Source organism: Streptomyces sp. NPDC053560 (assembly GCF_044544605.1).
Classification (GTDB): Bacteria; Actinomycetota; Actinomycetes; order Streptomycetales; family Streptomycetaceae; genus Streptomyces.
In genome coordinates, this window is the sequence record NZ_JBITXI010000013.1 from 260,959 (window position 1) to 283,295 (window position 22,337).

21 protein-coding genes and 2 pseudogenes are annotated in these 22,337 nt (G+C 69.1%); 14 read left to right on the plus strand and 9 right to left on the minus strand.

Annotated elements, in window-relative coordinates; translation table 11 throughout:
* The first annotated feature begins 54 nt into the window (after nt 1-54).
* A complete protein-coding gene (locus ACIGQF_RS29575; RefSeq protein WP_399716342.1) occupies nt 55-489 on the plus strand; it encodes a BTAD domain-containing putative transcriptional regulator in 435 nt (144 codons plus the stop codon).
* Here the strand turns inward: ACIGQF_RS29575 and ACIGQF_RS29580 are convergent.
* The 4 genes and pseudogenes from ACIGQF_RS29580 to ACIGQF_RS29595 all read right to left on the minus strand — a co-directional run.
* Nucleotides 437-619 (minus strand): annotated as a pseudogene (locus ACIGQF_RS29580) (TetR/AcrR family transcriptional regulator); the annotation flags it as partial. The gene ACIGQF_RS29575 and the pseudogene ACIGQF_RS29580 overlap by 53 nt on opposite strands.
* 26 nt (nt 620-645) lie before the next feature.
* A complete protein-coding gene (locus ACIGQF_RS29585; RefSeq protein WP_399716345.1) occupies nt 646-1,572 on the minus strand; it encodes a dihydrodipicolinate synthase family protein in 927 nt (308 codons plus the stop codon).
* Between the two features lie 162 nt (nt 1,573-1,734).
* Nucleotides 1,735-2,442 carry a B3/4 domain-containing protein gene (locus tag ACIGQF_RS29590; protein ID WP_399716347.1) on the minus strand — a complete coding sequence of 236 codons (708 nt, stop codon included), beginning with the start codon at nt 2,440-2,442 and terminating at the stop codon, nt 1,735-1,737.
* An 84-nt stretch (nt 2,443-2,526) separates the two neighbouring features.
* Nucleotides 2,527-3,363, minus strand: a complete 837-nt coding sequence (locus ACIGQF_RS29595; protein ID WP_399716350.1) for an EamA family transporter — start codon at nt 3,361-3,363, stop codon at nt 2,527-2,529.
* Nucleotides 3,364-3,481: 118 nt separating this feature from the next.
* Here ACIGQF_RS29595 and ACIGQF_RS29600 point away from each other — a divergent pair, with 118 nt between their 5' ends.
* The 8 genes and pseudogenes from ACIGQF_RS29600 to ACIGQF_RS29635 all read left to right on the plus strand — a co-directional run bounded on the left by ACIGQF_RS29600 (nt 3,482) and on the right by ACIGQF_RS29635 (nt 10,605).
* A complete protein-coding gene (locus tag ACIGQF_RS29600; protein WP_399716352.1) occupies nt 3,482-4,066 on the plus strand; it encodes a helix-turn-helix domain-containing protein in 585 nt (194 codons plus the stop codon).
* Nucleotides 4,067-5,207: 1,141 nt separating this feature from the next.
* Nucleotides 5,208-5,498 (plus strand): hypothetical protein, encoded by a 291-nt coding sequence (locus ACIGQF_RS29605; protein ID WP_399716355.1) that lies wholly within the window; start codon nt 5,208-5,210, stop codon nt 5,496-5,498.
* 47 nt (nt 5,499-5,545) lie between these two features.
* Nucleotides 5,546-6,106 (plus strand): putative immunity protein, encoded by a 561-nt coding sequence (locus ACIGQF_RS29610; protein ID WP_399716358.1) that lies wholly within the window; start codon nt 5,546-5,548, stop codon nt 6,104-6,106.
* A 138-nt stretch (nt 6,107-6,244) separates the two neighbouring features.
* Nucleotides 6,245-6,537: pseudogene (locus ACIGQF_RS29615) on the plus strand (aldo/keto reductase); the annotation flags it as partial.
* 70 nt (nt 6,538-6,607) lie between these two features.
* Entirely contained in the window at nt 6,608-7,252 is a 645-nt protein-coding gene (locus ACIGQF_RS29620) for a LysE family translocator (protein WP_399716361.1), read from the plus strand.
* Between the two features lie 63 nt (nt 7,253-7,315).
* Complete coding sequence (locus ACIGQF_RS29625; RefSeq protein ID WP_399716363.1) at nt 7,316-8,113, plus strand: class I SAM-dependent methyltransferase; 798 nt, start codon at nt 7,316-7,318, stop codon at nt 8,111-8,113.
* The gene (locus ACIGQF_RS29630; protein ID WP_399716365.1) at nt 8,110-9,144 is read left to right on the plus strand and encodes a LacI family DNA-binding transcriptional regulator; all 1,035 of its coding nucleotides are present in this window, start codon (nt 8,110-8,112) and stop codon (nt 9,142-9,144) included. The genes ACIGQF_RS29625 and ACIGQF_RS29630 overlap by 4 nt, the downstream gene beginning before the upstream one ends.
* A gap of 369 nt (nt 9,145-9,513) precedes the next feature.
* Nucleotides 9,514-10,605 carry a glycosyl hydrolase gene (locus tag ACIGQF_RS29635; RefSeq protein ID WP_399716368.1) on the plus strand — a complete coding sequence of 364 codons (1,092 nt, stop codon included), beginning with the start codon at nt 9,514-9,516 and terminating at the stop codon, nt 10,603-10,605.
* Nucleotides 10,606-10,710: 105 nt separating this feature from the next.
* Here the strand turns inward: ACIGQF_RS29635 and ACIGQF_RS29640 are convergent, their stop codons facing one another.
* Nucleotides 10,711-12,657, minus strand: coding sequence for a cellulase family glycosylhydrolase (locus tag ACIGQF_RS29640; protein WP_399716370.1), 1,947 nt, complete (start codon nt 12,655-12,657; stop codon nt 10,711-10,713).
* 330 nt (nt 12,658-12,987) lie between these two features.
* On the opposite strand from ACIGQF_RS29640, the gene ACIGQF_RS29645 reads away from it, so the two are divergent.
* The 4 genes from ACIGQF_RS29645 (at nt 12,988) to ACIGQF_RS29660 (ending at nt 17,198) form a co-directional block, all read left to right on the plus strand.
* Nucleotides 12,988-14,268 carry an ABC transporter substrate-binding protein gene (locus ACIGQF_RS29645; protein WP_399716374.1) on the plus strand — a complete coding sequence of 427 codons (1,281 nt, stop codon included), beginning with the start codon at nt 12,988-12,990 and terminating at the stop codon, nt 14,266-14,268.
* Between the two features lie 15 nt (nt 14,269-14,283).
* Nucleotides 14,284-15,216 (plus strand): carbohydrate ABC transporter permease, encoded by a 933-nt coding sequence (locus tag ACIGQF_RS29650; protein ID WP_399716377.1) that lies wholly within the window; start codon nt 14,284-14,286, stop codon nt 15,214-15,216.
* A 132-nt stretch (nt 15,217-15,348) separates the two neighbouring features.
* Nucleotides 15,349-16,119 carry a carbohydrate ABC transporter permease gene (locus tag ACIGQF_RS29655; RefSeq protein WP_399716529.1) on the plus strand — a complete coding sequence of 257 codons (771 nt, stop codon included), beginning with the start codon at nt 15,349-15,351 and terminating at the stop codon, nt 16,117-16,119.
* Nucleotides 16,120-16,160: 41 nt separating this feature from the next.
* Nucleotides 16,161-17,198 (plus strand): LacI family DNA-binding transcriptional regulator, encoded by a 1,038-nt coding sequence (locus ACIGQF_RS29660; protein WP_399716379.1) that lies wholly within the window; start codon nt 16,161-16,163, stop codon nt 17,196-17,198.
* Between the two features lie 5 nt (nt 17,199-17,203).
* Here the strand turns inward: ACIGQF_RS29660 and ACIGQF_RS29665 are convergent, their stop codons facing one another.
* Together ACIGQF_RS29665 and ACIGQF_RS29670 are read right to left on the minus strand one after the other, a co-directional pair.
* Nucleotides 17,204-17,638: a glutaredoxin domain-containing protein gene (locus ACIGQF_RS29665; RefSeq protein ID WP_399716381.1), complete on the minus strand. Its 435-nt coding sequence runs from the start codon at nt 17,636-17,638 to the stop codon at nt 17,204-17,206.
* Between the two features lie 99 nt (nt 17,639-17,737).
* A complete protein-coding gene (locus tag ACIGQF_RS29670) occupies nt 17,738-18,502 on the minus strand; it encodes a helix-turn-helix domain-containing protein (RefSeq protein WP_399716383.1) in 765 nt (254 codons plus the stop codon).
* Nucleotides 18,503-18,726: 224 nt separating this feature from the next.
* Between ACIGQF_RS29670 and ACIGQF_RS29675 the strand changes: the two genes are divergently transcribed.
* Nucleotides 18,727-19,398 (plus strand): DUF4097 family beta strand repeat-containing protein, encoded by a 672-nt coding sequence (locus ACIGQF_RS29675; protein WP_399716385.1) that lies wholly within the window; start codon nt 18,727-18,729, stop codon nt 19,396-19,398.
* Between the two features lie 305 nt (nt 19,399-19,703).
* Here ACIGQF_RS29675 and ACIGQF_RS29680 read toward each other — a convergent pair whose 3' ends face one another.
* Complete coding sequence (locus ACIGQF_RS29680) at nt 19,704-20,384, minus strand: class I SAM-dependent methyltransferase (RefSeq protein WP_399716532.1); 681 nt, start codon at nt 20,382-20,384, stop codon at nt 19,704-19,706.
* Between the two features lie 368 nt (nt 20,385-20,752).
* Complete coding sequence (locus ACIGQF_RS29685) at nt 20,753-22,252, minus strand: GntP family permease (RefSeq protein ID WP_399716388.1); 1,500 nt, start codon at nt 22,250-22,252, stop codon at nt 20,753-20,755.
* Nucleotides 22,253-22,337 lie beyond the last annotated feature (85 nt).

Here is a 22,337-nt window from a genome sequence, read left to right on the forward strand (position 1 = left end):
GGGATATTGGGCCGGTGGGGATGCGGATAGCGGTGCTCGGCCCGGTTCGAGCCTTTGACGACGACGGGACGCCGGTCGGCATCCGGGGCCCCAGGCCGCGCATGTTGCTCGGACGGCTGGCGCTGGCGGCGGGCGACAGCGTCTCGTGCGACGCGCTCAACGACGGCCTGTGGGGCACCCGCGCTGGCCGCGTTCGAGGACATACGCGGCAGACTCGCCGACGAGCTGGGGGCCGACCCCTCGGCCGGGCTTCGGGAGGCCCACCTCGCCGTGCTGCGCGGCGAAGAACGGCCGCCCGTCCCGACGGCCGGTCCGGCACCTGGCCGGCTGCCTGCCCGACTGGCCTCGAGCAGGTCGACCGCCTGCTTCAGCGGCTCCTTGGGACTGTCGCCGGGAGGCCGCGGTAGTACCTCGCCGATGCCGTCGCCGAATTCGCGGAGGCGAAGTCGTTGTACACACTCATCTTCGCCACGCCCGCCTCGGCGGTGATCGTGTCGATGCCCGTTGCCACCACGCCGTCCGCGTAGAAACGGTGCGCCGCGGCGTCGAGCAGCCGCTCGTGGGCGGGCACCCGGCGCTTGCGGGGTGGTGTGGTGGCGGTGCCGGCGTCGTCGCTCATCGAGCTCCCTTCAGATATCAGGTAGGTCAGTCCGTCCAATACTGGCCCGCCCCTGCGTTTGAGGTGTGCAGCTCAAGCTGTCGCAGCACGTCGGCGACGTGTGCGCGGTCTTCGGCGGTCAGGCCGCGTAGCGGCAGGGGAAGGTTGTCGGGCGCGGTGAGGCCCAGCTGGGCGGCCGCGGCGGCGATGACGCGCAGCGAGCCGTGTTGCGCGAAGAGGTCCCAGAGCGGCTGCAGCCGCTGCGATTCCGCGTGGGCCCGGTCGGGCTCGCCGGCCTGCGCGGCCCGTGTGATGGCGAGGGCCGGCCCGGGGAAGGTGCCTGCGATCACCGAGTACCAGGCGTCGCAGCCGGCATTCAGTCCGGTCGCCGCGAAGGCGTCGCCGCTCACCCCCACGGTCACCGTCTCGGGCAGGATCTGCCGCAGCTGCCGGACGCGGGCGTGCGCTGCCTCGGGGTCGGCCGGCACACCGGGGATCTTGATGGACGCCACGTGCGGGAGCTCCGCCACCCGCGCGTACAGCTCGTCGGTGAAGGTGAAGTGGGTCGTGCCCGGGTTGTCGTAGACCACCACCGGCACGGAGAGGTTGGCTGTCACGTCCTTGAAGAGCCCGAACACGTCGTCCTCGGTGAGCCGTTGGTACGACATCGGCGCCAGCAGCACGCCGGCGGCCCCCGCGTTCTGCGCGTCCTCGGCCGCTTCGAGCACGTGCCGAGTACGGAGCGCGCCGATCCCCACGATGACCGGGGTCCGCTCGGCGTGTTCGACGGCGAGGCGGGCGGCGCGGGCCCGTTCCTCGCGGGTGAGGTAGGCGTACGACCCGGTGGAGCCCAGCGCCCCGATCGAGTCGACCCCGGCAGCGGCGAGCCGGCCGACCAGCGCGGTGAACGCCTTCTCGTCGATGCCGTCGTCGGTGATCGGGGTGAGCGGGAAGGCACTCAGGCCGGTGAACATGGACTCTCCCTGGTGGCGTGGGAAGCGGGCCCAGCGCCTCGGCCAGGCTCCGCGTGGGGTCGGGCAGCATCTCGAAGGGAGGTGGAGCCGTTCGACGACTTCGCGCTGGTCCCGTACGAGCCGTACGGCATGCTCGTTGTAGTCCTGGTAGCCGGAGAGGCCTCAGAAGGTGGCCTGGGGATGTGCTGGGCTGAGGTAGTGCACGGTGGTCCGGGCGGTGTGCGGGGTGAGCAGGTTCTGCAACTCGTCGGCTGCGGCCTTGAGGTGGTGGCCGTCCCGGGGTGCGTGGAGCGTTTCGAGGGCGAAGACGACGTACGTGGAGTCCTCGGTGACGCGGGTGCGGTGGGCGTCGCGGTGGTTCCAGTGGCGGGTGAGAACGCCGGTGGCGTCCGCATAGATGATCTCGCCGGACTTGGGGTGCTCGACGGTGTCCGGTTCGCCGAGCGGGGTGAAGGATTCGGTGCCGTCCGCGTACCGGATGTCGACGTCGCCGGTGACGTGGTCCAGGTCGAAGGCGCCGGCCGGCAGGCCGTGACGGACGGATACGGCGTTGTAGGAATCGACGGCCGCGTTGATGCGCGGCAGCGTGCCCTTCTTCGCCAGGCGGCGGCCGAGCGCGTCGACGCTGGGGCGGATGCGGCGGGGGTTGGTGCCGAAGAAGCGGTACGCGGTGTGCCAGGCCTCGATGCGGGGGTCGGTCTCGTCGGCGGGCTGCCAGGTGCCGTCGGCGAGCTGCTGCTCCAGCTCCTCCAGCGCGTTGGCGGTGTACGGCCAGGGCTCGTGGCCGCGCAGTCCGGCGGCGGTGACCAGTGCGATGAGGGTGTCGGGGAAGGCGTCGGCGACGGTGGGGGAGAGGCGGAAGGCGGGCATGGGCGACTTTCCGTTTCCTGTCTGTGCTGAGGGGCGGGGTGCTTTCGGTGGGGCGGGTTGGGGTGAGCCGCGGATGGGATCGGCTCAGGTCAGGGCCAGGAGGCTGACGGCGACGGCGGCGGTGCCCAGGCCGACCAGCTGGCCGCGGTGGATGCGTTCGGCGAGGACACCGCGGGCGAGCAGGACCGTGCCGGCCGGGTAGAGGGCGGTGATCACGGCGACGACGGCGAGGTCACCGCTGCGGGCGGCGAGCAGGAACAGGAGGTTCGCCACCGAGTCCAGCACACCCGCGGCCGCCGACATCGCGTACGCGGGCCGTTCGGAGCCCAGCCTGCGGTACATCACACCGGCCGCGGCCAGGGTGACCGCCGAGGAGACCGACCGGCCGATGATCAGGGGAGCCACCCCGCTGTCGGACGGCGCCTGGTGCAGACAGACCAACTGCAGGGCGATGGCGGCACCCGCGCCGAAGGCCAGCAGCAGCGCCGTACGGGCGGGCCGCACGGCGCCCGCACCGTGCCCGGCGCTGACCAGTACGACGGCGACGAGCGCGAGCGGCAGGCCTATCAGCCCGGCGGTGGCGAGATGCTCGCCCTGGAGCAGGCCCACGCCGACGGGCAGTGCGGCGGAGACCAGGGCGGTCACGGGCGAGAGCACGTTCATCGGGCCGATCGCCAGGGTGCGGTAGAGCAGGACGAACGCGGTGGCCGAGGCGACTCCGGACGCGGCGCCCCAGCCGAGGGCGCCGGGGCTGAAGGAGGCGCCGAGTACCGGCCACAGCAGCAGCTCGACCACCAGGCTCGCCGGGGCGGCGATCAACACGGTCCGCAGCACATGCGCTTTTCGGGCGCCGAGGCCGCCGAAGAAGTCGGCGCACCCGTAGGCGAGGGAGCTGCCAAGGGCCAGCAGCAGAGCGATCACGATACATCCCTTACTATAACAGTGGAACGACCAGACAGTACAATGGAGCGACCGGGCGGTGTCAACCAACCGACCGGAAGGTCCATTGCACTGACCCACTCGCGAGGATGGTGATCGGATGGCCGAGGCAGAGGCCGCCCTGCGGACACTGGCGCACAACGTCAGAGCGGCCCGGACCCGCGCAGGCCTGTCCCTGGATGAACTCGGCCGCCGCGCCAAGGTCAGCAAGGGGGCCCTGGTGGCGCTGGAGAAAGCCCAGGGCAACCCGAACTTCGCCACCCTGGTCCGGCTGGCCGACACCCTCGGCATCTCGGTATCGGCACTGATGGAGGGGCCCGCCGAGGGTCGCGTACGCGTCGTGGCTGCCGATACGGTCATGCCGCTGTGGGCCGGATCGCAGGGCAGCGAGGCCCGGCTCATGCTGACGACGTCCGGCCCGGCGCCGGTCGAGGTCTGGCGCTGGCAACTGGCACCGGGGGAGGAATACCCCAGCCACCCGCACCAGGCCGGTGTGGTGGAAACCGTCAGCGTCACCGCGGGGCGGATGACACTGATCGTCGACGGCACCGAGCACACCGTCGAAGCCGGCCAGACCGCCACCTTCGACGGCGACGCCCCGCACGCCTACCGCGGGGCGGGCACCGGGACCTGCCACTTGATCATGACGGTCCACCTGCCGCCGGGACCCGCTTCAACGACCTGACCCGTGTGACTTGCGTGACCTGCCTGACCTATGCGGCTCGCTCGCCTGACCTGCGTCAGTGGCTCAGACCGGTCCGTCAGCGGCTGCTCACCAAGCCTTCGTCGATGGCGTCGGCGTGTGCCTTCAGCCAGTCGATCTCCAGGTGCAGCCAGGAGCCGGGGGCGATGACGCGGCCGGCCCGTACGCGGAAGTCGCGTTCGGCCTCGACCCGGGCGACGATGCGACCGCCGAAGCCCCGGCGGTCCTCGTCCGGAAGCCGAGATCTCGCGGCCCTTGGCGTCGAAGCCGAGGAGCCTTGGCGCGGCGTGGCAGCCGACGTCCTCCAGGTGCCGGAGCAGGCGGTGCATGAACGGTGAGTGCGGCCCGACCGGCCGTCGCACCGTGTCCCCGACCCGCACGACCCCCTCGGTGATCCGGCCCCCGGTCAACGGGATCTCCAGCTCTTGCCCAGAGGCCAACTCCTGCCCAGGCGTCAGTTCCTGCTCCAGTTCCATGCGCGTCAGCGTAGGCAGCGGGGCATCGTGACATCGGGACGCCCCGTCGGCCTCACGGCCAACGACCAGAGGAATCAGGCGTGCCCAGCAGTGCTGTTGGGCGACGACGGCTGCGGGCACAGGACATGCCGTGAGGTGAGCCGCGGCCGGTCACGAGATCGACGGCTCGCCGTAAGACTGCGAAGGGCACGGCAAGAACGGTACGTGTGTGCACAGTTCTCCAATTCAAGGGGCGGGTGGGACGGGCCAAGGGAGCATCCCGGAGCCGGAGCGATGCGGCTGCTGGTGAGATGCGGCTGCTGGTGAGGTCCCGGCAGCCACTGCTCCAGCAAGGCCGGTAACGCCGGTAACTCCGGTAACGGCGGGAGCACTCGCCACTGGTCCTGACGCACTACAGCGAAGCGGCGATCGTTTGCCCCGCACAACGGGTCGACAGCCGCCCGGGCAGGGAACCGGCCACCCCGGAGAAACCACCTTCCGCAACACCGGGACCAGGCCCCTGGTCAGCCCATGCGCCGCCCAACAGAGCACCGGTCGCCAAGTGACCGATCATGCGTCACTCCAACCGGTGAACCGGCACCTTCAAACACAAGCCCGATCAATGGCAGATTCCCTGGCGTCCCTCCCTCTCATAGAGTGCCGAAGGCATGACGGTACTCACATCCTTCACCTTCGTGCGCCACATCGACGGCCTCCGTTACGTCTTCGAGCGCGACGGCGAACGCAACGGCCTTCCCGCTTACCGCCGGGTCGACGGAAACGTGTGGTGTGTCTGGTCCTCGGCGGACGGCTGGCACTGTGAGATTGCCGGTGGCCTCGTCACTGCCCACCCCCTCGACAGCCACGTTGACGAACCGGAGCCTCCGGCCACCGTGTGGCGCAGCTTCAAGAACGACCGCTCGTACCTCTACGACCTGCGATCCCACGGCCGGCCGTAAGCCGGGGATGGCGCATACCAAGTAGCGCGATGGCCGAAGATGGGCCCATGGCAGGGGAGACAAGTGAGATTGCTCTGAGCAAGCAGGATCTTCGTGCGGTCACCGCGTTCGCCGCGGCGTGCGCGGCGGCGGTGCTCGACATCTTCGAGGCCGATCAGCCGGACGACTCACGGCCGCGGGACGCGATCGATACCGCGTGGGACTTCGCTCGGGGCGGCGAGCGGGGGAAAGCTCTGCGCGACACCGCATGGGCGGCCCTGAAGGCAGCCAAGTGCGTCGACACCGCGGCCGCACGTGAGGCGGCGAGGGCAGCGATGTCGGCGGCAGGCGCCGCCTACTTGCACCCGCTGGCCAAGGCCACTCAGGTCAAGCACATCCTCGGAGCAGCAGCTCACGCGGCCAGGGCGGCCGAGCTCGCCGCCAATGACGACCGGACCGTTGGTGCCGCACACCTTGAGCAGGCGATGTCTCGCGCTGCACCGGCCGTCGTGGGCGTACTCGCGCGCTTCCCGGCGGCACCGGGCGGCGGCGGTCGAGTCGGCGAGCTGTTCCGCACGCTGGACGCTGGCCTTCGCACCCGGGCGGTCGCCACGCCAGAGGACCACTGAATCGCTCAACCCCAACCCCAACTGCGCTGCTGGCGTCGCGCATTGAGGGTGGGACGAGGGGAGAGGGGAGAGGGGAGAGGGGAGGAGTGACTGGAGAGGGGAGACGAGAGCGCGTGACATCGGCGACCGTGTTCCGTATCGGCGGGGATCTGGAAGTACGGCGCGTTCCTGCCGTGGCGCACTGTCGCCAGGGGGGAGTCGGGGGCGGGAGCCGAGGTTGCGGCCGTGGCGGCCGAGCTCGACGCCACGCCCACGCAGGTCGCGCTCGCCTGGCTCCTCGGCCACTCACCGGTCATGCTCCCGATCCCGGACACCGCCCGGATCGCTCACCTGGAGGAAAACCTCGCTGCGGAACACCTCCCCTTGCCTCGTCACATCGAGAACGCCTCGATCGTCTGGATGGCCTGGACCGCCCGAACGAGCCGGCTTGAAGCCCCGCTGATTGAAGCGTTGAATGCGCCTGGCAGAGCAGAGCGAAGTAATTTGAGGGGGGCGGAGCACATGGTGTCCACGGAGAGCGTTCTCGCGTTCGCGGCGATGTCGCTGCTGGTGATCGCGATCCCGGGGCCGAGCGTGTTGTTCGTCGTCGGCAGGGCCCTCGCGCACGGCCGCCGGACGGCGCTGGAGACCGTCCTCGGCAACCTGATCGGTTCCTACGTTCTGGTGGTCGCGGTGGCTTGGGGCCTCGGCGCGCTGGTGGCGACCTCGGTGGCAGTGTTCACGGGCGTGAAACTGGCAGGCGCGGCGTACCTCGTCCACCTGGGCGTACAGGCGATCCGGCACCGCAAGGAGATGCGCGCGGCCGGTATGGCGGCGCCGGCCGGTGAACGGCACGGCGATCTCCGCACGATCCTGGACGGCGTTCTCGTAGGGGTCACGAACCCGAAGGGTGTCGTCTTCTTCGCCGCGGTGCTGCCGCAGTTCGTGGACCACTCGGCAGGCAGTGTTCCGCTCCAGATGATGGTGCTGGTCCTGGTCCCGATCACCATCGGGCTGATCACCGACACCCTGTGGGGACTCGGCGCCTCGGCGGCCCGTGCCTGGTTCGCCCGCTCGGATCGGCGTCTGTCGATGGTCGGCGGGGCAGGCGGCCTCGCGATGATCGGTCTGGGAGTGACGGTGGCGACAACGGGGCGTACCGACTGACCGCGGTCCAAGGTGCCGAATTAGGCGAGCCGTTGAGCACTGCCTGCGTATATCTTCGAGCGCATGGCTGACGAGGAATACGGACACCCGCGGCTGGCCGCGGTCTATGACTCGCTCTATCCCGACCGCAGCGATCTCGACACGTACCTCGGTGTGGCGAAGGACCTCCACGCTCGCCGGGTACTCGACATCGGCTGCGGTACGGGGGCGTTCGCTCTCCTGCTGGCTGAGCGCGGCATCGAAGTCATCGGGCTCGATCCGGCCCGGGCCTCCGTGGACGTGGCCAAGGCCAAGCCGGGGAGCGACCGCGTGCAGTGGATCTGCGGTGATGTGACGGCGCTCCCGCCGCTGCAGGTCGACCTCGTGACCATGACGGCGAACGTCGCCCCCGCCATCGACGACCCGCAGGAGTGGCAGAAGACCCTGAGCGGCGCATACGACGCCCTCCGGCCGGGCGGACATCTCGTATTCGAGATCCGGAATCCGGCGAAGCGGATCTGGGAGACCTGGAATCGGGAGGCGTCGCACCGCGTGACGGAGGTTCCGGGGGTCGGGCCGGTCGAGACCTGGATCGACCTGATCGACGTCAGCGGGCCCCTGGTGACCGTCCGATGGACCTATGTGTTCCCACCGGGCGACGGCCCGAACGACGAGCCGAGCGACGGTCCGAGCGGTGCGGGCGACGGCCCGAGCGATGCCCCGCGCGATGACGTGCTGACCTCCACTTCGACGATGCGCTTTGCCGAGCGGGAGGAAGTGGAGGCGGAACTCGCCGCCCAGGGATACGTCGTCGAGGAGGTCCGGGACGCTCCGGACCGGCCGGGACGAGAGTTCGTCTTCCTCGCCCGGCGGCCCGCGTGAGCACACAACGGCGCGTGACCATTCGCGATGTCGCCTCCCGTGCGGGGGTGTCCCGCGCGGCGGTCTCCCTCGCCTTCAACAACAAGCCCGGTGTCTCCGACACCACCCGCGCCCGCATACTCGAAGTCGCCCAAACGATGGGGTGGGAGCCCAACCGTTCCGCGCGGGCGCTCAACCGGCACGGCACAGGGGCCGTGGGACTCGCGATCTGCCGTCCGGCCCGCCAGCTCGGTCTGGAGCCCTTCTACATGGAGTTCATCTCGGGCATCGAAAGCGTCCTCAGCGAGCACTCCAGCGCATTGCTGCTGCGTCTCGTACGGGACATGGACGAGGAGATCGAGCTGCAGCGCCACTGGTGGCAGTCGGGCCAGACCGTCGGCTCCGTCCTGGTCGACTTCCAGGAGCAAGACCCGCGGGTGCCCGCACTGTCCCGGCTCGGCCTGCCCGCGGTGGCAGTTGCCCACCCCTCGCTCGCCGGGCCGTTCCCCGCGTTGTGGACCGACGACGGCGGCGCCGTCACCGAAGCGGTGCGCTACCTGCACACCCTTGGGCACACTGCCATCGCCCGGGTCGGTGGCAGGGCCGACCTGGGGCACAGCGCCCTCCGCGGCGCTGCGTTCGCGCGCACCATGGCGGACCTCGGCCTGCCGCCCGGGCGGCAGATCGATACGGATTTCTCCGGCGAGGACGGGGCACGCGCCACCCGTTCCCTGCTGGCCGGCGCCGCTCGCCCCACGGCGATCATGTACGACAACGACCTCATGGCGGTCGCCGGGATCGCGGTGGCCAGTGAGATGGGGCTTCGCGTACCGCACGACGTCTCGCTGCTCGCGTGGGACGACTCGCAGCTGTGCAGGCTGACCCATCCGACGTTGTCGACGATGGGACATGACGTGCACAGTTTTGGCGCGGACGTCGCGCGCACCCTCCTCGGGCTGCTCGCCAGGGAGACGCAGCCTTCACACGCGGTACGGACGCCGGTGTTGACGCCGCGCGCGTCCACGGGGCCCGCGCCGCATCGAGCCGACTGAGGCCGGGGGAGTGCGCGGGGTGCGCGGGGTGCCGAAGTCAGGGAGACACCCCGCGGCCTGTCGCTGTGCTGAACGGAAGAAAATGCCGTGCTTCTGTCAAGTGAGGTGACAGTAAAGCGAGTTGCAGGCGCCGTCAACGGATCGGGTCGGAAGTGGTACATCGTTTTCCCGATCCCGTTGAGTTAAGTAAAAGTTCAGCTGTGACAAGTGTCTGTGCCAGCATGTCCCAGTCCACATATCTGGACCGGTCCATGGACGTGCAGTGGATGGCGCACTACCGTGGGCCCGCGGTCGACCGGCGGTGTCAGGGCTGACGGATGTCCGTGCGGGAGACGCATGCCGTGCCCACCACGATGGGAAGAGGCACCCGTGCGCACACCACGACGCGGCAGACTGCTCGTCTGCTTCACCGCCGCAGCGGCAACAACGACCGTACTGGCCCTGACCGTGGCCTCCGAAGCCGCGGCCGGCCCGGCACACAACGGCAGCAAGACCAGTAGCAGCAACGATGGCAGCACCAGTAACAGCGCCAAGAGCAGCAAGCAGGACGTGCTCGGCTATCTGAACTCCCTCAAGGGCTCGTACATCGTCTCCGGCCAGCACAACAAGGAACCCGCGAACCAGCCCTCCCAGTACACGCAACAGGTCAAGGACATCACCGGGCAGTACCCGGGGCTGTGGGGCGGCGACCTGATGTTCCGCGCTGAGGACGTGGCCAACCGGCAGCGGGTCGTCGATCAGGCCAAGACCGAGTGGGCCAACGGCTCGCTGGTCGCGCTGACGTGGCACGTGTGCACGCCCACCGGCGGCAGTACGTGCGAGTTCGACGGGGGCGTCAAAACGCAGATCTCCGACCAGCAGTTCCAGCAGATCGTCACCGACGGCACCGCACTCAACAGCGACTGGAAGCGCCGCCTCGACGAGGCCGTACCGTATCTCCAGCAACTCAAGAACGCGGGTGTGCCGGTGTTGTTCCGGCCGCTGCACGAGATGAACGAGACGTGGAACTGGTGGGGCCACCGGCCCGGCTCGGAGGGTGGCGCCAAGCTCTACCGGATGACCCACGACTACCTCGCCGGCAAGGGCCTCGACAACCTGATCTGGGTGTGGAACGTCCAGGACAATCCGGAAGGCGGCTGGTCCCGCTATTACCCGGGGGACAGCTACGTGGACATCGTCTCGCTGGACGCCTGGTACAAGAACTACCCGAGCCAGTCGGACTACCAGCAGCTCAAGGGCATCGCGAAGAGCAAGCCGATCGCGCTGGCGGAGATGGGGAAGGTGCCCGACAACACGCTGCTGACGGGCCAGCCGGACTGGACGTACTTCATGATGTGGTCCGAGCAGCTGCGCGGCAACAACACCAACGCCGAGATCCAGAACACGTACTTCCACCCGCGGGTTCTCAACCAGGGTGAGGTGAAGGTGCCGGGCGCGAAGGCCGCGTCCGCCGACCGGTAGCGCCTCCGCCGTTCGCTTCGCGCACGTGTGAGCCGGGTCGGGCGTACACCCGGCCCGGCTCATGCGGCCCAATACGGTTACCAACGCGGCATTACACGTGCGGCCTTACGCGTCGCGTTGTGCCACCACCACACCGTACGGCCCAAGGGTGATGTCGGTCAGGGCGGTGCCGTCGTCCAGGCTGGTGAGTGCTCCCTTGCCGACCCGGGGCACAACGGTCAGCTCCTCGGGATGCTGGCTGAGGAACCACACGAACCGGCGGCCGTCCTCGTGTGCCATCTCGCCGGTGACGACCCGGCCGTCGTCGACCGTGACCGGCGGAGTGGCGCCGGCCTCGGCGGCGAGGGCCGCGTACAGCCGCCAGGTGGGTTCCGGATTGACGGCCGGAGTGCGGGCGGCCATGTGCTCCAACGGGTAGGTGGACAGGATCAGCTGGCCGGCGCCGGTGCGGTGCCGTACGAGGGCGGGGCGGCCGTGGGCATCGGTGGCGACGACCTCCGCACCGTTGGGGACGACGGGCAGGTAGCTGCGGGAGTGGGCGTTGCCCGCGACGGGGAACACCAGCTCCGTGCCGGCCGCCAGGGTGCCGAAGTCGCGCTGGAAGACCATGCGCAGCTCGCTGTCCGCGATGGTGTCGACCAAGCCGTAGCGCAGTTGCTTGGTCACGCCGAAGGTCTCGTCCAGCTTCGGCCACCAGGCACCGCGTTGTGTGGCGTGGGAACCGGCGAAGTACGAGGCGTACACGGTGGCGCCGCGCTCGGCGTGCGCGCGCAGGGCACGCCAGGTGGGAGCGGTGAGCTGCTTGGTGCTGGGCAGTAGGTACAGGGCGCTGTCGGCGGGCAGCCCGTCCGCTTCGCGGGCCACGCCGACGGGCAGGTCGGCCTCGCGGGCGGCGACGTACGCCTGGCGGGTGGTGGCGAGGACATCGGTGGCGTCCTCGCGCTGGGTGAAGGGGTACTGCTTCTCCAGGTATGAGGAGATGACCAGGGTGATGTCGGTGTCGGGGCGGGAGAGCCGGGTGAACTCCGTACGCTCCAGGATGTCGGTGAAGGCGCGGACCTCGCGGAGCTGCGCCTTGGGCCGGCCCTGGTCGTCGGTGAGGCCGAAGTGCATCTCGAACGGGTGGTGGGAGTACGGCTCCTGGTCGGCGAGCGCGTCGTAGTCGGTGTTGTTCCAGGGGATCCAGCCCGTCGCGCCGGCCAGCAGGGAGTGGTGGAGTGTCTGGCGGTAGTAGTGCGCTGCGTTCTCTTCGGAGGTGTAGTCGGAGGAGACGCCGAACTCCTCCATGATGACCGGCTTGCCGCCGATGTCGAGGAGTTCGCAGACGAACGCGGCACCGAGGTTCTGGCGGACGGGGTCGTCCTCCATGCGGTAGACGTGCGGGCCGTGGAAGTCGACCAGCGGCTCCAGGTCGCGGACCCGGAAGCCGTTGTCCTCGCCGCTCATCTCCAGACCCCAGGCGCCGTCACCGAGGGAGACGGGCTGGCGGGCCCCGGCCTGGCGCAATGCGGTGGTGAGCGTGCGGGCCCAGGCGGTGACGTGCCGGTGGTCCACGGTGCCGATGCCGCGTGACTGCCAGTCGGCATAGATGGGGACCTCGTTGGTCAGCAGCCATCCGGCGACGGCCGCGTGGTCCTTCCAGCGGGCCGCACACTCGCGTACGTACCAGGCCTGCCGCTCGACGAACCACGGGTCGGCAAACACATCGCGGCCTTCGCGCCAGGCCGGGTCCCAGTTCTGGCCGGACATGTGGCCGACGAGGAAGGTCGGGATCGTCGTCATTCCGAGGGCGTGGTGGCGGCCGAGGAAGTCGTCGAAGCGCTCCAGCATCGCCTCGTCGAGCCGCTCGGGTTCCGGCATGAAGTCGGGCCAGTACAGAAAGCTCCTGGTGAGGGTGATGCCGTGGTCGCGCAGGGTGCGCAGCTCCTCATCGATGACGGCGCCGTCGTAGTGACGCCACATCAGCGGGCCACCGGTCCGCGACCAGAAGTTGACGCCGATCCAGGCGGTGGGCCGGTCTGCCGGGCCGAGCTTGGCTGCGTTGCGGTGCATGGGGCTCCGATCGGTCGAGTGGAGTGGCGTGGAGTCCAGGGGACGGGCGGTCGGTGAGTTGTCAGCGCATACGGAGTCAGTACTTACGGAGTCAGCGCATGCCGAGTCGGCACACGCCGAGTCACCGCACGGGATTCCCGAAGCGCCGACAGCGGGCCTGCCGCCAGTAGGTATATCGATTGACTCGACAACTGTCGAGGGATTGCGAGGAGTTGACGGCGCTGTTAATGTCCGGCGCGATCACAGGTAAATCGTTTTCTCGCTCGCGGCGGATGGCGTGGACGCTCATGACGTGGCCGCTCGAAACGGATGACCTGGACAGGAGCGCCGATGAAACGATGGCTGACCGTGGCGGCAGGGGGCGTGGTGACCGTCCTGGCGGCCGCGTGCACGGGGTGCGGTGGGCCACTGGATCCCGGCACCGATGACCCGCACACCCTCGTCGTGCACAGCCGGTTCGCCCCCGGCACCTACGGCGCGGACACCTACTCCTCCGTCGTCGAGCAGTTCGAGCGCGAGAACCCCGGTGTGCACATCAAGAACCTGTACAACGGCGATGACATCTTCAACTCGTTCGAGACCGCGCGGCTCGCCCACAAGGAATCCGATGTCCTGCTGATCAACCTCTACGACAAGGCCTACTCCTGGACCGAACTGGGAGCCACGCCGCCGGTCAACCGCTACTTGAAGCAATGGGGCCTGAAGGACCGGGTCGAGCCCGGCGCGCTGAAGGCGTGGACGGACGACAAGAACCGGGTGCGGGCCTTCCCCTGGACAGGCTTCACCTGGCCCGTCCTGGTCAACGGCAAGCTGCTGCACCGGGCCGGCATCAAGAATCCCCCGCGCACCATGCCGGAACTGCGTGCCGCCCTCAAAGCGCTCCAGGCCAAGAACATCCCGCCCATGACCATCGGCGGCAACGACTGGTCGGGTCAGAAGTTCCTGATGCAGGTCATGCAGGGCTACCTGGAGCCGGCGGTGGCCAAGAGGGTCTTCAGCAGGGGCGGTTACTGCGCCGAACCGCAGGCGAAGAAGGGGCTGCGGCTCTTCGCGGAACTGCGGGACGCCGGACTGTTCGTCAAGGGCGCCCAGGGCCTGAACGCCGACCAGATGAACGCCGACTACCTGGAGGAACGCGCCGCGATGATGCCGGCCATCTCCTCCACCATCGCCGCCGTCCCGGCCTCACTGGCCCGGCGTACGAAGATCTCCGGCTTCCCCGTCCCGTCCGACGGCACCCACGACAAGCCCACCGTCTACAACGGCGCGACCTCGACGGGCATCTGGCTCACCCCGAACGGGACCGAGAAGCCGGACCTGACCGAAAAGTTCGTGAAGTTCCTCTACCGCAAGGACGTGGTGCAGAAGTTCATCGACAAGTCCGGCTACGTGATGACCATGCGTGGCCAGCAGCCCTCCAAGGGGCGGCCGCTGGTGAGCGAGTCGTCGCGGGTCACGCACGGGGGCACCGTGAGCGAGGCCGTGATGCCGGACGACTACGTGCCCGCCGCGGTCTCCACCCCGCTCAACCGCGCCACCTCCCTCGCCTACACGCGGGGTACCGGCGTGCAGGCCATGTGCAAGGCCCTCGACACCGCCTACCGCAGCTGACCGGAGTGCGCCACGATGACTCTGACAACGATGTCTACATCTTCAACGCCCACGACCGGCTCCGGACCGCGCCCCGCACCGCGCTCCCGCCGTGGCCCGCGTACCACCGTGATGGCCGTGCCCGCACTGCTCTGGTACGCCGTCTTCATGGTCGGGCCGATCGGGGCCATCTTCGTCATCTCGGTACTGCGCTGGCCCGGCATGCTCGCCGAGATCCACTTCGCCGGGCTCGGCAACTACCGCACCGTGCTGGGTGACAGCCTCTTCTGGCAGGCCGCCCGCAACAGCGCCGTCCAGCTCGTCATCGCCGTACCCATCATGATCGTCGGCGCGTTCATGCTGGGCTACTTCATCTCCACCAAGCCCCGTGGATATCGCGTCCTGAAGGTCATCATCTTCACCCCGGCCCTCATCTCCGCCTCCGCCAAGGCCATGATCTTCTGGGGCATGTTCGCGCCCCAGGGCGTGATCAACAAGCTGCTGGGCAGCGTCGGCCTCGCATCCCTCCAGCACGCCTGGATCGCCGACACCGCCACCGCGTTCGGCTGCATCATCGCCATCGACATCTGGGCCGGCATCGGCTACACCGCCACCTTGTACGCGGCCCGCCTGGACGCGCTGCCCGCCTCCGTCTACGAAGCCGCCGAACTCGACGGCGCCGGACACTGGCGGCGCATGTGGGGCATCGCCTACCCCATGGTGCGCGACTACGTGGGCGTCACGGTGATGCTGCAGTTCCTGTGGACGCTGTTCACCTCGGCCCAGAACGTGCTGCTGCTCACCCAGGGCGGCCCCGGCAACAGCTCGACCAACCTGTCCTTCCTCGTCTACCAGAAGGCATTCGTCCAGTCCGACCTCGGCTACAGCCAGGCCGCCGGAGTCCTGCTGTTCGTCATCGGTCTGGTGGGAATGCTGGCCGTCCGCCGCGCCTTCCGGCAGTCGTACTGACCCAGGGAATGAGATATGACACCGCTTCCCGCAGCCGCCCGCCCCGCCCGCCGCATACGCGGCAGACGCCCGCGCCGCAGGATCGGCGTCGGCCGTACCGCCTCCTACCTCGGGGCCTGGGTGTACGCCCTCATGCTCCTCCTGCCGCTGTACTACCTGCTGGTCTCCTCGTTCAAGGACAACGGCGACATCTTCGCCTCGCCCCTGGCCCCGCCCGACGTGCTTTCGCTGCGGAAGTTCACCACCTCCCTCCACGACGCCCGCCTCGACCTGGCCATCGCCAACTCGGTGATCGTCACCGTGCTGTCCCTCGCCATGATCCTGCTGCTCGCGGTGCCCGCCGCGTACGCGCTGGCCCGCGCGACCGGCAAGGTCGCCGCCGTCATCGAACGGGCCTTCTCGCTAGGCTTCCTCATCCCCACCTTCGCCGCGCTGGTCCCCACTTTCCTGCTCGCCGCGCAGCTGGGCCTCTTCCACACCCGTACGTTCCTCGTCCTCTTCCTGCCCGCGACCTCGCTGCCGCTGGCCGTGGTGCTGCTGACGCAGTTCATGCGTACGGTGCCCAACGAGGTCGAGGAGGCCGCCCGGGTGGACGGCGCCGGCAACTGGACGGTGCTGGTGCGCATCTACCTGCCCATGGTGGTGCCGGGCATCGTCACCGTCCTCATCCTCAGCTTCCTGGCCTTCTGGAACGAGTACCTGTACTCGCTGGTGATCATCGGTCCGGACGAGGCGCAGCGCACCATCCAGGTCGCCGTACCCACCCTGCGCTCCTCCCTGTCCACCGATTTCGGGGTCCTCTCGGCTGGTACCGTGGTCACCCTCATCCCCGTGTACGTCGTGTACGCCGTTCTCCAACGGCGCATGGAAGGCGCCCTCATGGGCGGCGCGGTGAAGGTCTAGTGGCGGAGGAACAGGCGCCCTCCGCGGCGAGAAGGACGGACGTGGCCCAGCGTAGAACCAACCGGACGACGATCAGTGATGTGGCGGCGCTCGCCGGGGTCTCCGTCTCCGCCGTCTCCAAGATCGTCAACGGGAAGGGGAGCTTCCCCGAGGCCACCCGGGAACGGGTCATGTGGGCCGCCGACCGGCTCCGCTGGTCCCCCTCCGCCGCCGCGGTGGCCCTGCGCGGTGCCAAGACTCGGGCCATCGGCATGGTCGTCAACCGCGCCCCCGACCTCCTCAACGCCGACCCTCATTTCGCCCTCCTCATCGCCGGCATGGAGAGCGAACTCGCCCCGCGCGACTACGGCTTGCTGCTGCACATCGTCGGCGAACACCCCGAAGCGGAGGAACGCGCCTACCGTCGTCTCGCCGACGAACGCCGCGTCGACGGCGTCGTTCTGACCGAGAGCCGCGTCAACGATCCGCGGGCCGCCCTCCTGCACGACCTGCGCCTGCCCGCGGTCCTGATCGGCACCCCCTGGCCGACCCACCCGATACCGGCCGTCGAAGCGACGGACCGGGACCAGGGCATGAAGGACGCCGTCGACCACTTGGTGGACCTCGGACACCGGCGCATCGCGTACGTGTCCGGCCCCGAGGACCGCGTACACACCGGACACCGCCGCGGCACGTTCACCGACCGGCTGCACCACCACGGCCTGCTGCCCAGCCACACCGCGGCCTCCGACTTCGCGGCCCGTACCACCGGCGCGGCGGTGACCCAGCTGCTCCTGGACGACAGTCCTCCCACTGCCATCGTCTTCGCCAACGACATGATGGCGCTGGCCGGCATCTCCGCGGCCCGCCGTCTGGGGCGCGAGGTACCCGGTGATCTCTCCGTGGTCGGCCACGACGACCTGCCCGTCGGCCAGCTGCTCCACCCGCAGCTGACGACCATCCGGCAGGACCTGGACCACATGGGCCGCGCTGCCGCCCTCAGCCTCCTCCGCCACCTCGGTGAGGAGGACACGCCACGACCGCCGGCCGTGACTCCGCCCCAGTTCATCGTCCGCGAATCCACCGCGAAGGCGCGCTGACGCTCTCAGCTCGGGGAGAGCTGTTCCCGTACCCATGCCGGATCGGGGTTGGTGTGCGATTGGCCGCCCACGACGAGAGTCGGCACGGTCTCATTGCCGCCGTTGACTTCCCTGACCGCTGCCGCGCCGGCCGGGTCGCGCCAGATGTTGACCCAATGCAACTGGCGGGCTCCACGACCCAACCGGATACGCAGACGCAGACAGTACGTGCAGCCAGGCCGCCAGAAGACGACCGGCCGGCCGTCGACCGCGCTGCGCTGTTGTGCCTCCAGTGCACCGACCGATCTCGGGAAGACCAGGGGAGAGGTCACGCCTGCGAGCAGTACGAACACCAGGAGAAGCGTCGCGGCTGAGCCGGGGCTCCCCCCAAATGCCCGCTCAAGCGCAGCGACTGAACCGCAGAGCAGGAGCACTACCGGCAGGATCCAAGCGCGCATCATGGTGACACAGGCTACCGATGGGTCGAATCCGTCCTCGGATTGGGCTTCCCGCTTCCCGCTTCCTGCATCCCGCTTCCTCAACTAAGCGTTCGGCGGGGCCTATCCGCGTTCTTCACCTGATTCGGTGGTGCCGTCCGAGCTGCCAGGAGTTGTTTCGGGTTTGGTGTGAAGGATCTCGCGGGCCTGCTCCGCGGCGCGGGCGATGCTCTCGGAGACGAAGTCATTGAAGCGGGCGATGTTCTCCAGGCGGGCGGCGGCCGGGGTGTCGGCACCGAGGACGCCGACACCCTGCCGAGCGATATCGACGAGGTGGGCGGTCGCGCGGGCGCTGGCCATCATCGACTGGTACCAGACGTCGTCGTCGACGACGTAGCGCTCGCGGCGGGACGCGTCGCGCTCCCGGCGGATCAGCCCCTGACTGTCGAGGTACGCGACGGCCTTGGAGACGGACGCCGGGCTGACCTGCAGGCGCTGGACGAGTTCGGACGCGGTCAGGCTGCCGGCGTCGGTGATGGTGAGGCAGGACAGCACCCGGGCCATCATCTTGGGCAGGCCCGAAGCCATGAGGACGGTGGTGAACACCTCCTCGTACTCGCGCACCGCCTCGGCGTCGCGTCCGTGTACCTGCGGAGGTGCCTCCGTATCGCGGGGCGTGGCCCGCCTGCGCCGGTGGGCGCGGCGTTCGGTGGCACGGTGGGCCAGGTCGGCGCGGTAGGCGGTGGGGCCGCCGTTGCGCATCACTTCACGCGTGATGGTCGAGGTCGGACGGTCAAGACCTCTGGCGATCTCCGCATACGCGAGGCCGTCGGCCAGCCCCAGCGCGATCTGCTGACGTTCCTGCTGGGTGAGCCTGCCGCCCGGCATCGCCATCTCCTTCGTGCTCCGTGAGTGCCTTCACCATAGCGTTCACCTCCATGCTATTGCAACGAGCCGACGCCCTAGGTTGCGTTAACTCTGAAGCCATTGCAACAAATGTAGGGCGTTCAGCGGCAAGGATGATGAATTAATGCAACAATTCTATTGCCGGGACGGTGAATGCAACGTAGCGTTTCGTACATCAGAAACGCGTCGAGTTATAGGAGGGCACGATGCAGAAGTTCGACACCCCCACCCCGGTTTCCGCCGTTCTCGACATTCCCGCGGGACGCATCCGGTTCATCGCCGCCGACCGGGCCGACACCACGGTCGAGGTCCTGCCCGCCGACGCCTCGAAGAGCCGTGACGTGAAGGCGGCGGAGCGGGTCGAGGTCGCGTACGGCGACGGCGTCCTGCGGATCGAATCCCCGGCGGCGCAGAGCCGGAGCCTCGGTAACACCGGCGCCATCGAAGTGACCGTCCAGCTGCCCGCCGGCTCCCGCATCGAGGCGAAGGCGGCCAGCGCAGAATTCCGGGGCGTAGGACGGCTCGGCGACGTCACCTTCGAAGGCGCGCACGGTTCGGTCAAGCTCGACGAGACCGAAGGCGCCCGCCTCACCCTTCTCGCCGGTGACATCTCCGTCGGCCGCCTGGGCGGTCCCGCCGAGATCAGCAGCCAGAAGGGCGACCTCCACATCGCCGAAGCCGTACGCGGCGAGGTCGCACTGCGCACCGAGCACGGCGAGATCCTCATCGGCGCCGCCCGCGGAGTCTCCGCGGTTCTGGACGCCGGCACCGCCTACGGCCGCATCCACAACATGCTCAACAACACCGATGGTCCCGCCGCCGGCCTGAACATCCACGCGACCACCGCCTACGGCAACGTCACCGCCCGCAGCCTCTGAGCGCCCTCACCTGAGCCCTTCCGTTCCCTCGCCACCACTGCCGTGTTGGCACCACCGTGCCCAGAAGCGACACCGGGGAAGGACAACGAGAATGAGCACCACTCAGGACTGCCAGGCGGCAGAGCAACTGCTCCGCGGCCTTCGATCACGCCCTGCTCGCCGCCGCGCTGACCGCCGCATCCGGGCAGGAGGCCGACCTCGAGAGCTTGCCGTTCATGGCCATCGAACTGTCCGGGAAGCACCGTGGAGTTCGACGCGTTCGGCGAGCACTGGCGCTGCTGCCTGGACAGCTACGCCTGCGTGCCTCAATCCGAGGGAATCGCGCGGACCCATATCCGGTCCTCCGTCAGGTACGTGTCCACCTTCAGGCCCGCCTCCGCCAGCGCCTCCTCGAACTGTTCCTTCGTCAGGGGCCGGGAGAGGAACGTCTGGGTCCAGCCGGCGTCCGGGAACTCGTACTCCGCACGCACCGAGCGCACCCCCTCATCGACCGGCTCGGAGGACACGATCCGGGCGGTGAAGCCGGCGGGGTCGACGCGCTCGCGAGGGACGTCCGTATGCCAGTCCTCGCCCTCCCGCTGGATCAGCACACAGCCGGTCGGAGCGACATGCCGCACACAGGTGCGCAGCAGGGCCTGCCGCTCCTCGACGCTTCCGGCGTGGACAAGGAACGACGCCAGCATCACGACGTCGTACGTCTCACCGAGATCGAGGTCCTCGATCGGGCTGCATATCGTGCGCGCCCCGCGGACCCGGTCCAGCATCTCCGGGGATTCGTCCACGGCCGTTACCGTGAAGCCTCGCTCCAGGAGTGGGTGGGTCATCCGTCCCACGCCACAGCCCAGTTCGAGGATGTGTGCCCCCGCCGGCACCGCCGCGGCGATCACGTCCGGCTCGGGCCCGATGGGGAGCCGCGCATACAGCTCCACCGCACAGCCGTCAGGAGTTATCGCGCCAGGCCCCGTCGCCTGATGCCCCGCTCGCATCTTCAGCTCCATGCCCTTCCAACGGCTCACGCGCCGTGACCGTTCCCGCGTCGAGCCAGGTGATCTCGTAGTACGTGCGGCCTTCGTCCTTCGCGGAGGAAGCGCCTGGCGCCGGTCAGGTCTCCGGCGGAGGGGTAGCCGGGGGCCCGGCGCGCGTCGTCGTCAGGTTCGCCCGCTATGAGTTGTCGCGCCTCACCGGGAGCCATCGGATGAAGGAGGAGCCGGGCGGTCACAAGGTCGTCCATGACGGTGGGCTGGCACGCGGAACGGCGGGGCCGCATTGCGATTACCGGCTGCCGGTGGGGGAGCAGCAAGTGGTGGCGCCCGGGCGAAGTTTCTTCGCCCGGGCGTCTTCGGGGCATGCGGGGTCAGGCGAACACGGAGATGAGGAGGGCCATCAGGAGGCCGCAGACGCTGACCAGGGTCTGGATCATGGTGTGTGACTTCGTCGCCTGGCCGAGCGTCATGCCGAAGGACTCCTTGACCAGCCAGAAACCCGCGTGGTTGACGTAGTTCAGGCCGATCGAACCGGCGCCGATCGCCACCACGAGCAGGGAGGTCTCGACGCTGCTCATGTGCTGTGCCATGGGAGTCAGGATGCCGGTCGCCGCGACGATGCCCACGGTCGCTGAGCCCGTCGTGAACGACAGCAGCAGGGCCAGCAGCCAGCCCAGGACGAGCAGGTTGAGATGGGCGCCGGAGGCCACCGATTCGATGGCCTTGCCGATGCCGGAGTCCTCCAGCACCTGGTTGAACGTGCCGCCACCGGCGATGATCAGGAGGATGCCCGCCACGGACTTGATGCTGTCCGTGAGCGCCTGACGCGTGGTCTCCGGCGACGTACCGCGTCGGTACCCGAGCACGAACAGCGCGAAGAGGAAGCCGGCGAACATCGCGATCACCGGCTCGCCCGCGAAGTCCAGCACATGGCGCAGCGCGGACGACTCGCCGAGGGTGAGCTCGCCGAGGGTACGGAGCAGCATCAGGACGGCCGGTACGAGTACGGCCGCCAGCGCCCGGCCCACCGGGACGCCGTTCTGGTGGGCCGGGCACTGGCCGTCCCCCTGGCCCGAGGACTCCTCGGACCGATCGGACGTGGATGTGGAACCGGACGTGGAACCGGATGTGGGCGTGGAATCGGATGCGGACGTGGAAGCGGATATGGGCGCGGACGTGCCGCCGGTGAACTGGGCGACCAGCTCCCGGTCCGGGTCGACCGCCAGGCGCGGTGCGATCCACCGCCCGTACACGGGGCCCGCCACGATGACCGTCGGTATCGCGCACACGAGGCCGATGAGAATCGTGGTGCCGAGGCCGGCGTGCAGGCCCTCCACAGCGATGAGCGGACCCGGATGCGGCGGCACCATCCCGTGCAGCGTCGCGAGTGCGGCGATGGCCGGGGTGGCGAGCAGTACGTACGGCGAGCCGGTGTGCTTCCCGCCGGCACGCAGCCGCTGTGCCACGCTGAAGATCAGCGGCAGCAGCACGATGAGGCCGATCTCGAAGAACATCGGGATGCCGATGACGAACGCGGCGCCCGCCATGTACCAGGGGAGCGAGCGTTCTCCCGCGCGGTCGATGACGGCCCGGGCGATCCTGTCCGTGGCGCCCGAGGCCGCGAGCAGTTTGCCGAGCATCGCACCGAAGGCGAGGGTGATGCCGACGTCGCCGAGGATGCCGCCGGCGCCCTTCTCGATCGACTCGGCGATCTGCTCGGTGGACTCGCCCGACACCACGGCCACCACGATGGAGACCAGCATCAGCGCGATGAACGGGTGGAACTTCAGCCGGGAATTGATCAGCACGATCAGGGCCACGATGGCACCCGCGAGCGTGATCAGCAGCGTCCAGGTATGCGTCGTCACCATCTGGGCGCCCCCTCGGCGTGGGTGCGTGCAGCACTCGCGCGCGGCTCTGCGCGGCGTGTTGTCATTCGCTTCTCCTGCTGATCAC

Coding starts and splice junctions, on each gene's coding strand:
- ACIGQF_RS29585 (WP_399716345.1), bottom strand. CDS start 1,572: ATGTTCACCGGCCTGAGTGCCTTCCCGCTCACCCCGATCACCGACGAC.
- ACIGQF_RS29590 (WP_399716347.1), bottom strand. CDS start 2,442: ATGCCCGCCTTCCGCCTCTCCCCCACCGTCGCCGACGCCTTCCCCGAC.
- ACIGQF_RS29600 (WP_399716352.1), top strand. CDS start 3,482: ATGGCCGAGGCAGAGGCCGCCCTGCGGACACTGGCGCACAACGTCAGA.
- ACIGQF_RS29605 (WP_399716355.1), top strand. CDS start 5,208: ATGACGGTACTCACATCCTTCACCTTCGTGCGCCACATCGACGGCCTC.
- ACIGQF_RS29610 (WP_399716358.1), top strand. CDS start 5,546: ATGGCAGGGGAGACAAGTGAGATTGCTCTGAGCAAGCAGGATCTTCGT.
- ACIGQF_RS29620 (WP_399716361.1), top strand. CDS start 6,608: ATGGTGTCCACGGAGAGCGTTCTCGCGTTCGCGGCGATGTCGCTGCTG.
- ACIGQF_RS29625 (WP_399716363.1), top strand. CDS start 7,316: ATGGCTGACGAGGAATACGGACACCCGCGGCTGGCCGCGGTCTATGAC.
- ACIGQF_RS29640 (WP_399716370.1), bottom strand. CDS start 12,657: ATGCACCGCAACGCAGCCAAGCTCGGCCCGGCAGACCGGCCCACCGCC.
- ACIGQF_RS29645 (WP_399716374.1), top strand. CDS start 12,988: ATGAAACGATGGCTGACCGTGGCGGCAGGGGGCGTGGTGACCGTCCTG.
- ACIGQF_RS29650 (WP_399716377.1), top strand. CDS start 14,284: ATGACTCTGACAACGATGTCTACATCTTCAACGCCCACGACCGGCTCC.
- ACIGQF_RS29655 (WP_399716529.1), top strand. CDS start 15,349: ATGCTCCTCCTGCCGCTGTACTACCTGCTGGTCTCCTCGTTCAAGGAC.
- ACIGQF_RS29665 (WP_399716381.1), bottom strand. CDS start 17,638: ATGATGCGCGCTTGGATCCTGCCGGTAGTGCTCCTGCTCTGCGGTTCA.
- ACIGQF_RS29670 (WP_399716383.1), bottom strand. CDS start 18,502: ATGCCGGGCGGCAGGCTCACCCAGCAGGAACGTCAGCAGATCGCGCTG.
- ACIGQF_RS29675 (WP_399716385.1), top strand. CDS start 18,727: ATGCAGAAGTTCGACACCCCCACCCCGGTTTCCGCCGTTCTCGACATT.
- ACIGQF_RS29680 (WP_399716532.1), bottom strand. CDS start 20,384: ATGCGAGCGGGGCATCAGGCGACGGGGCCTGGCGCGATAACTCCTGAC.
- ACIGQF_RS29685 (WP_399716388.1), bottom strand. CDS start 22,252: ATGGTGACGACGCATACCTGGACGCTGCTGATCACGCTCGCGGGTGCC.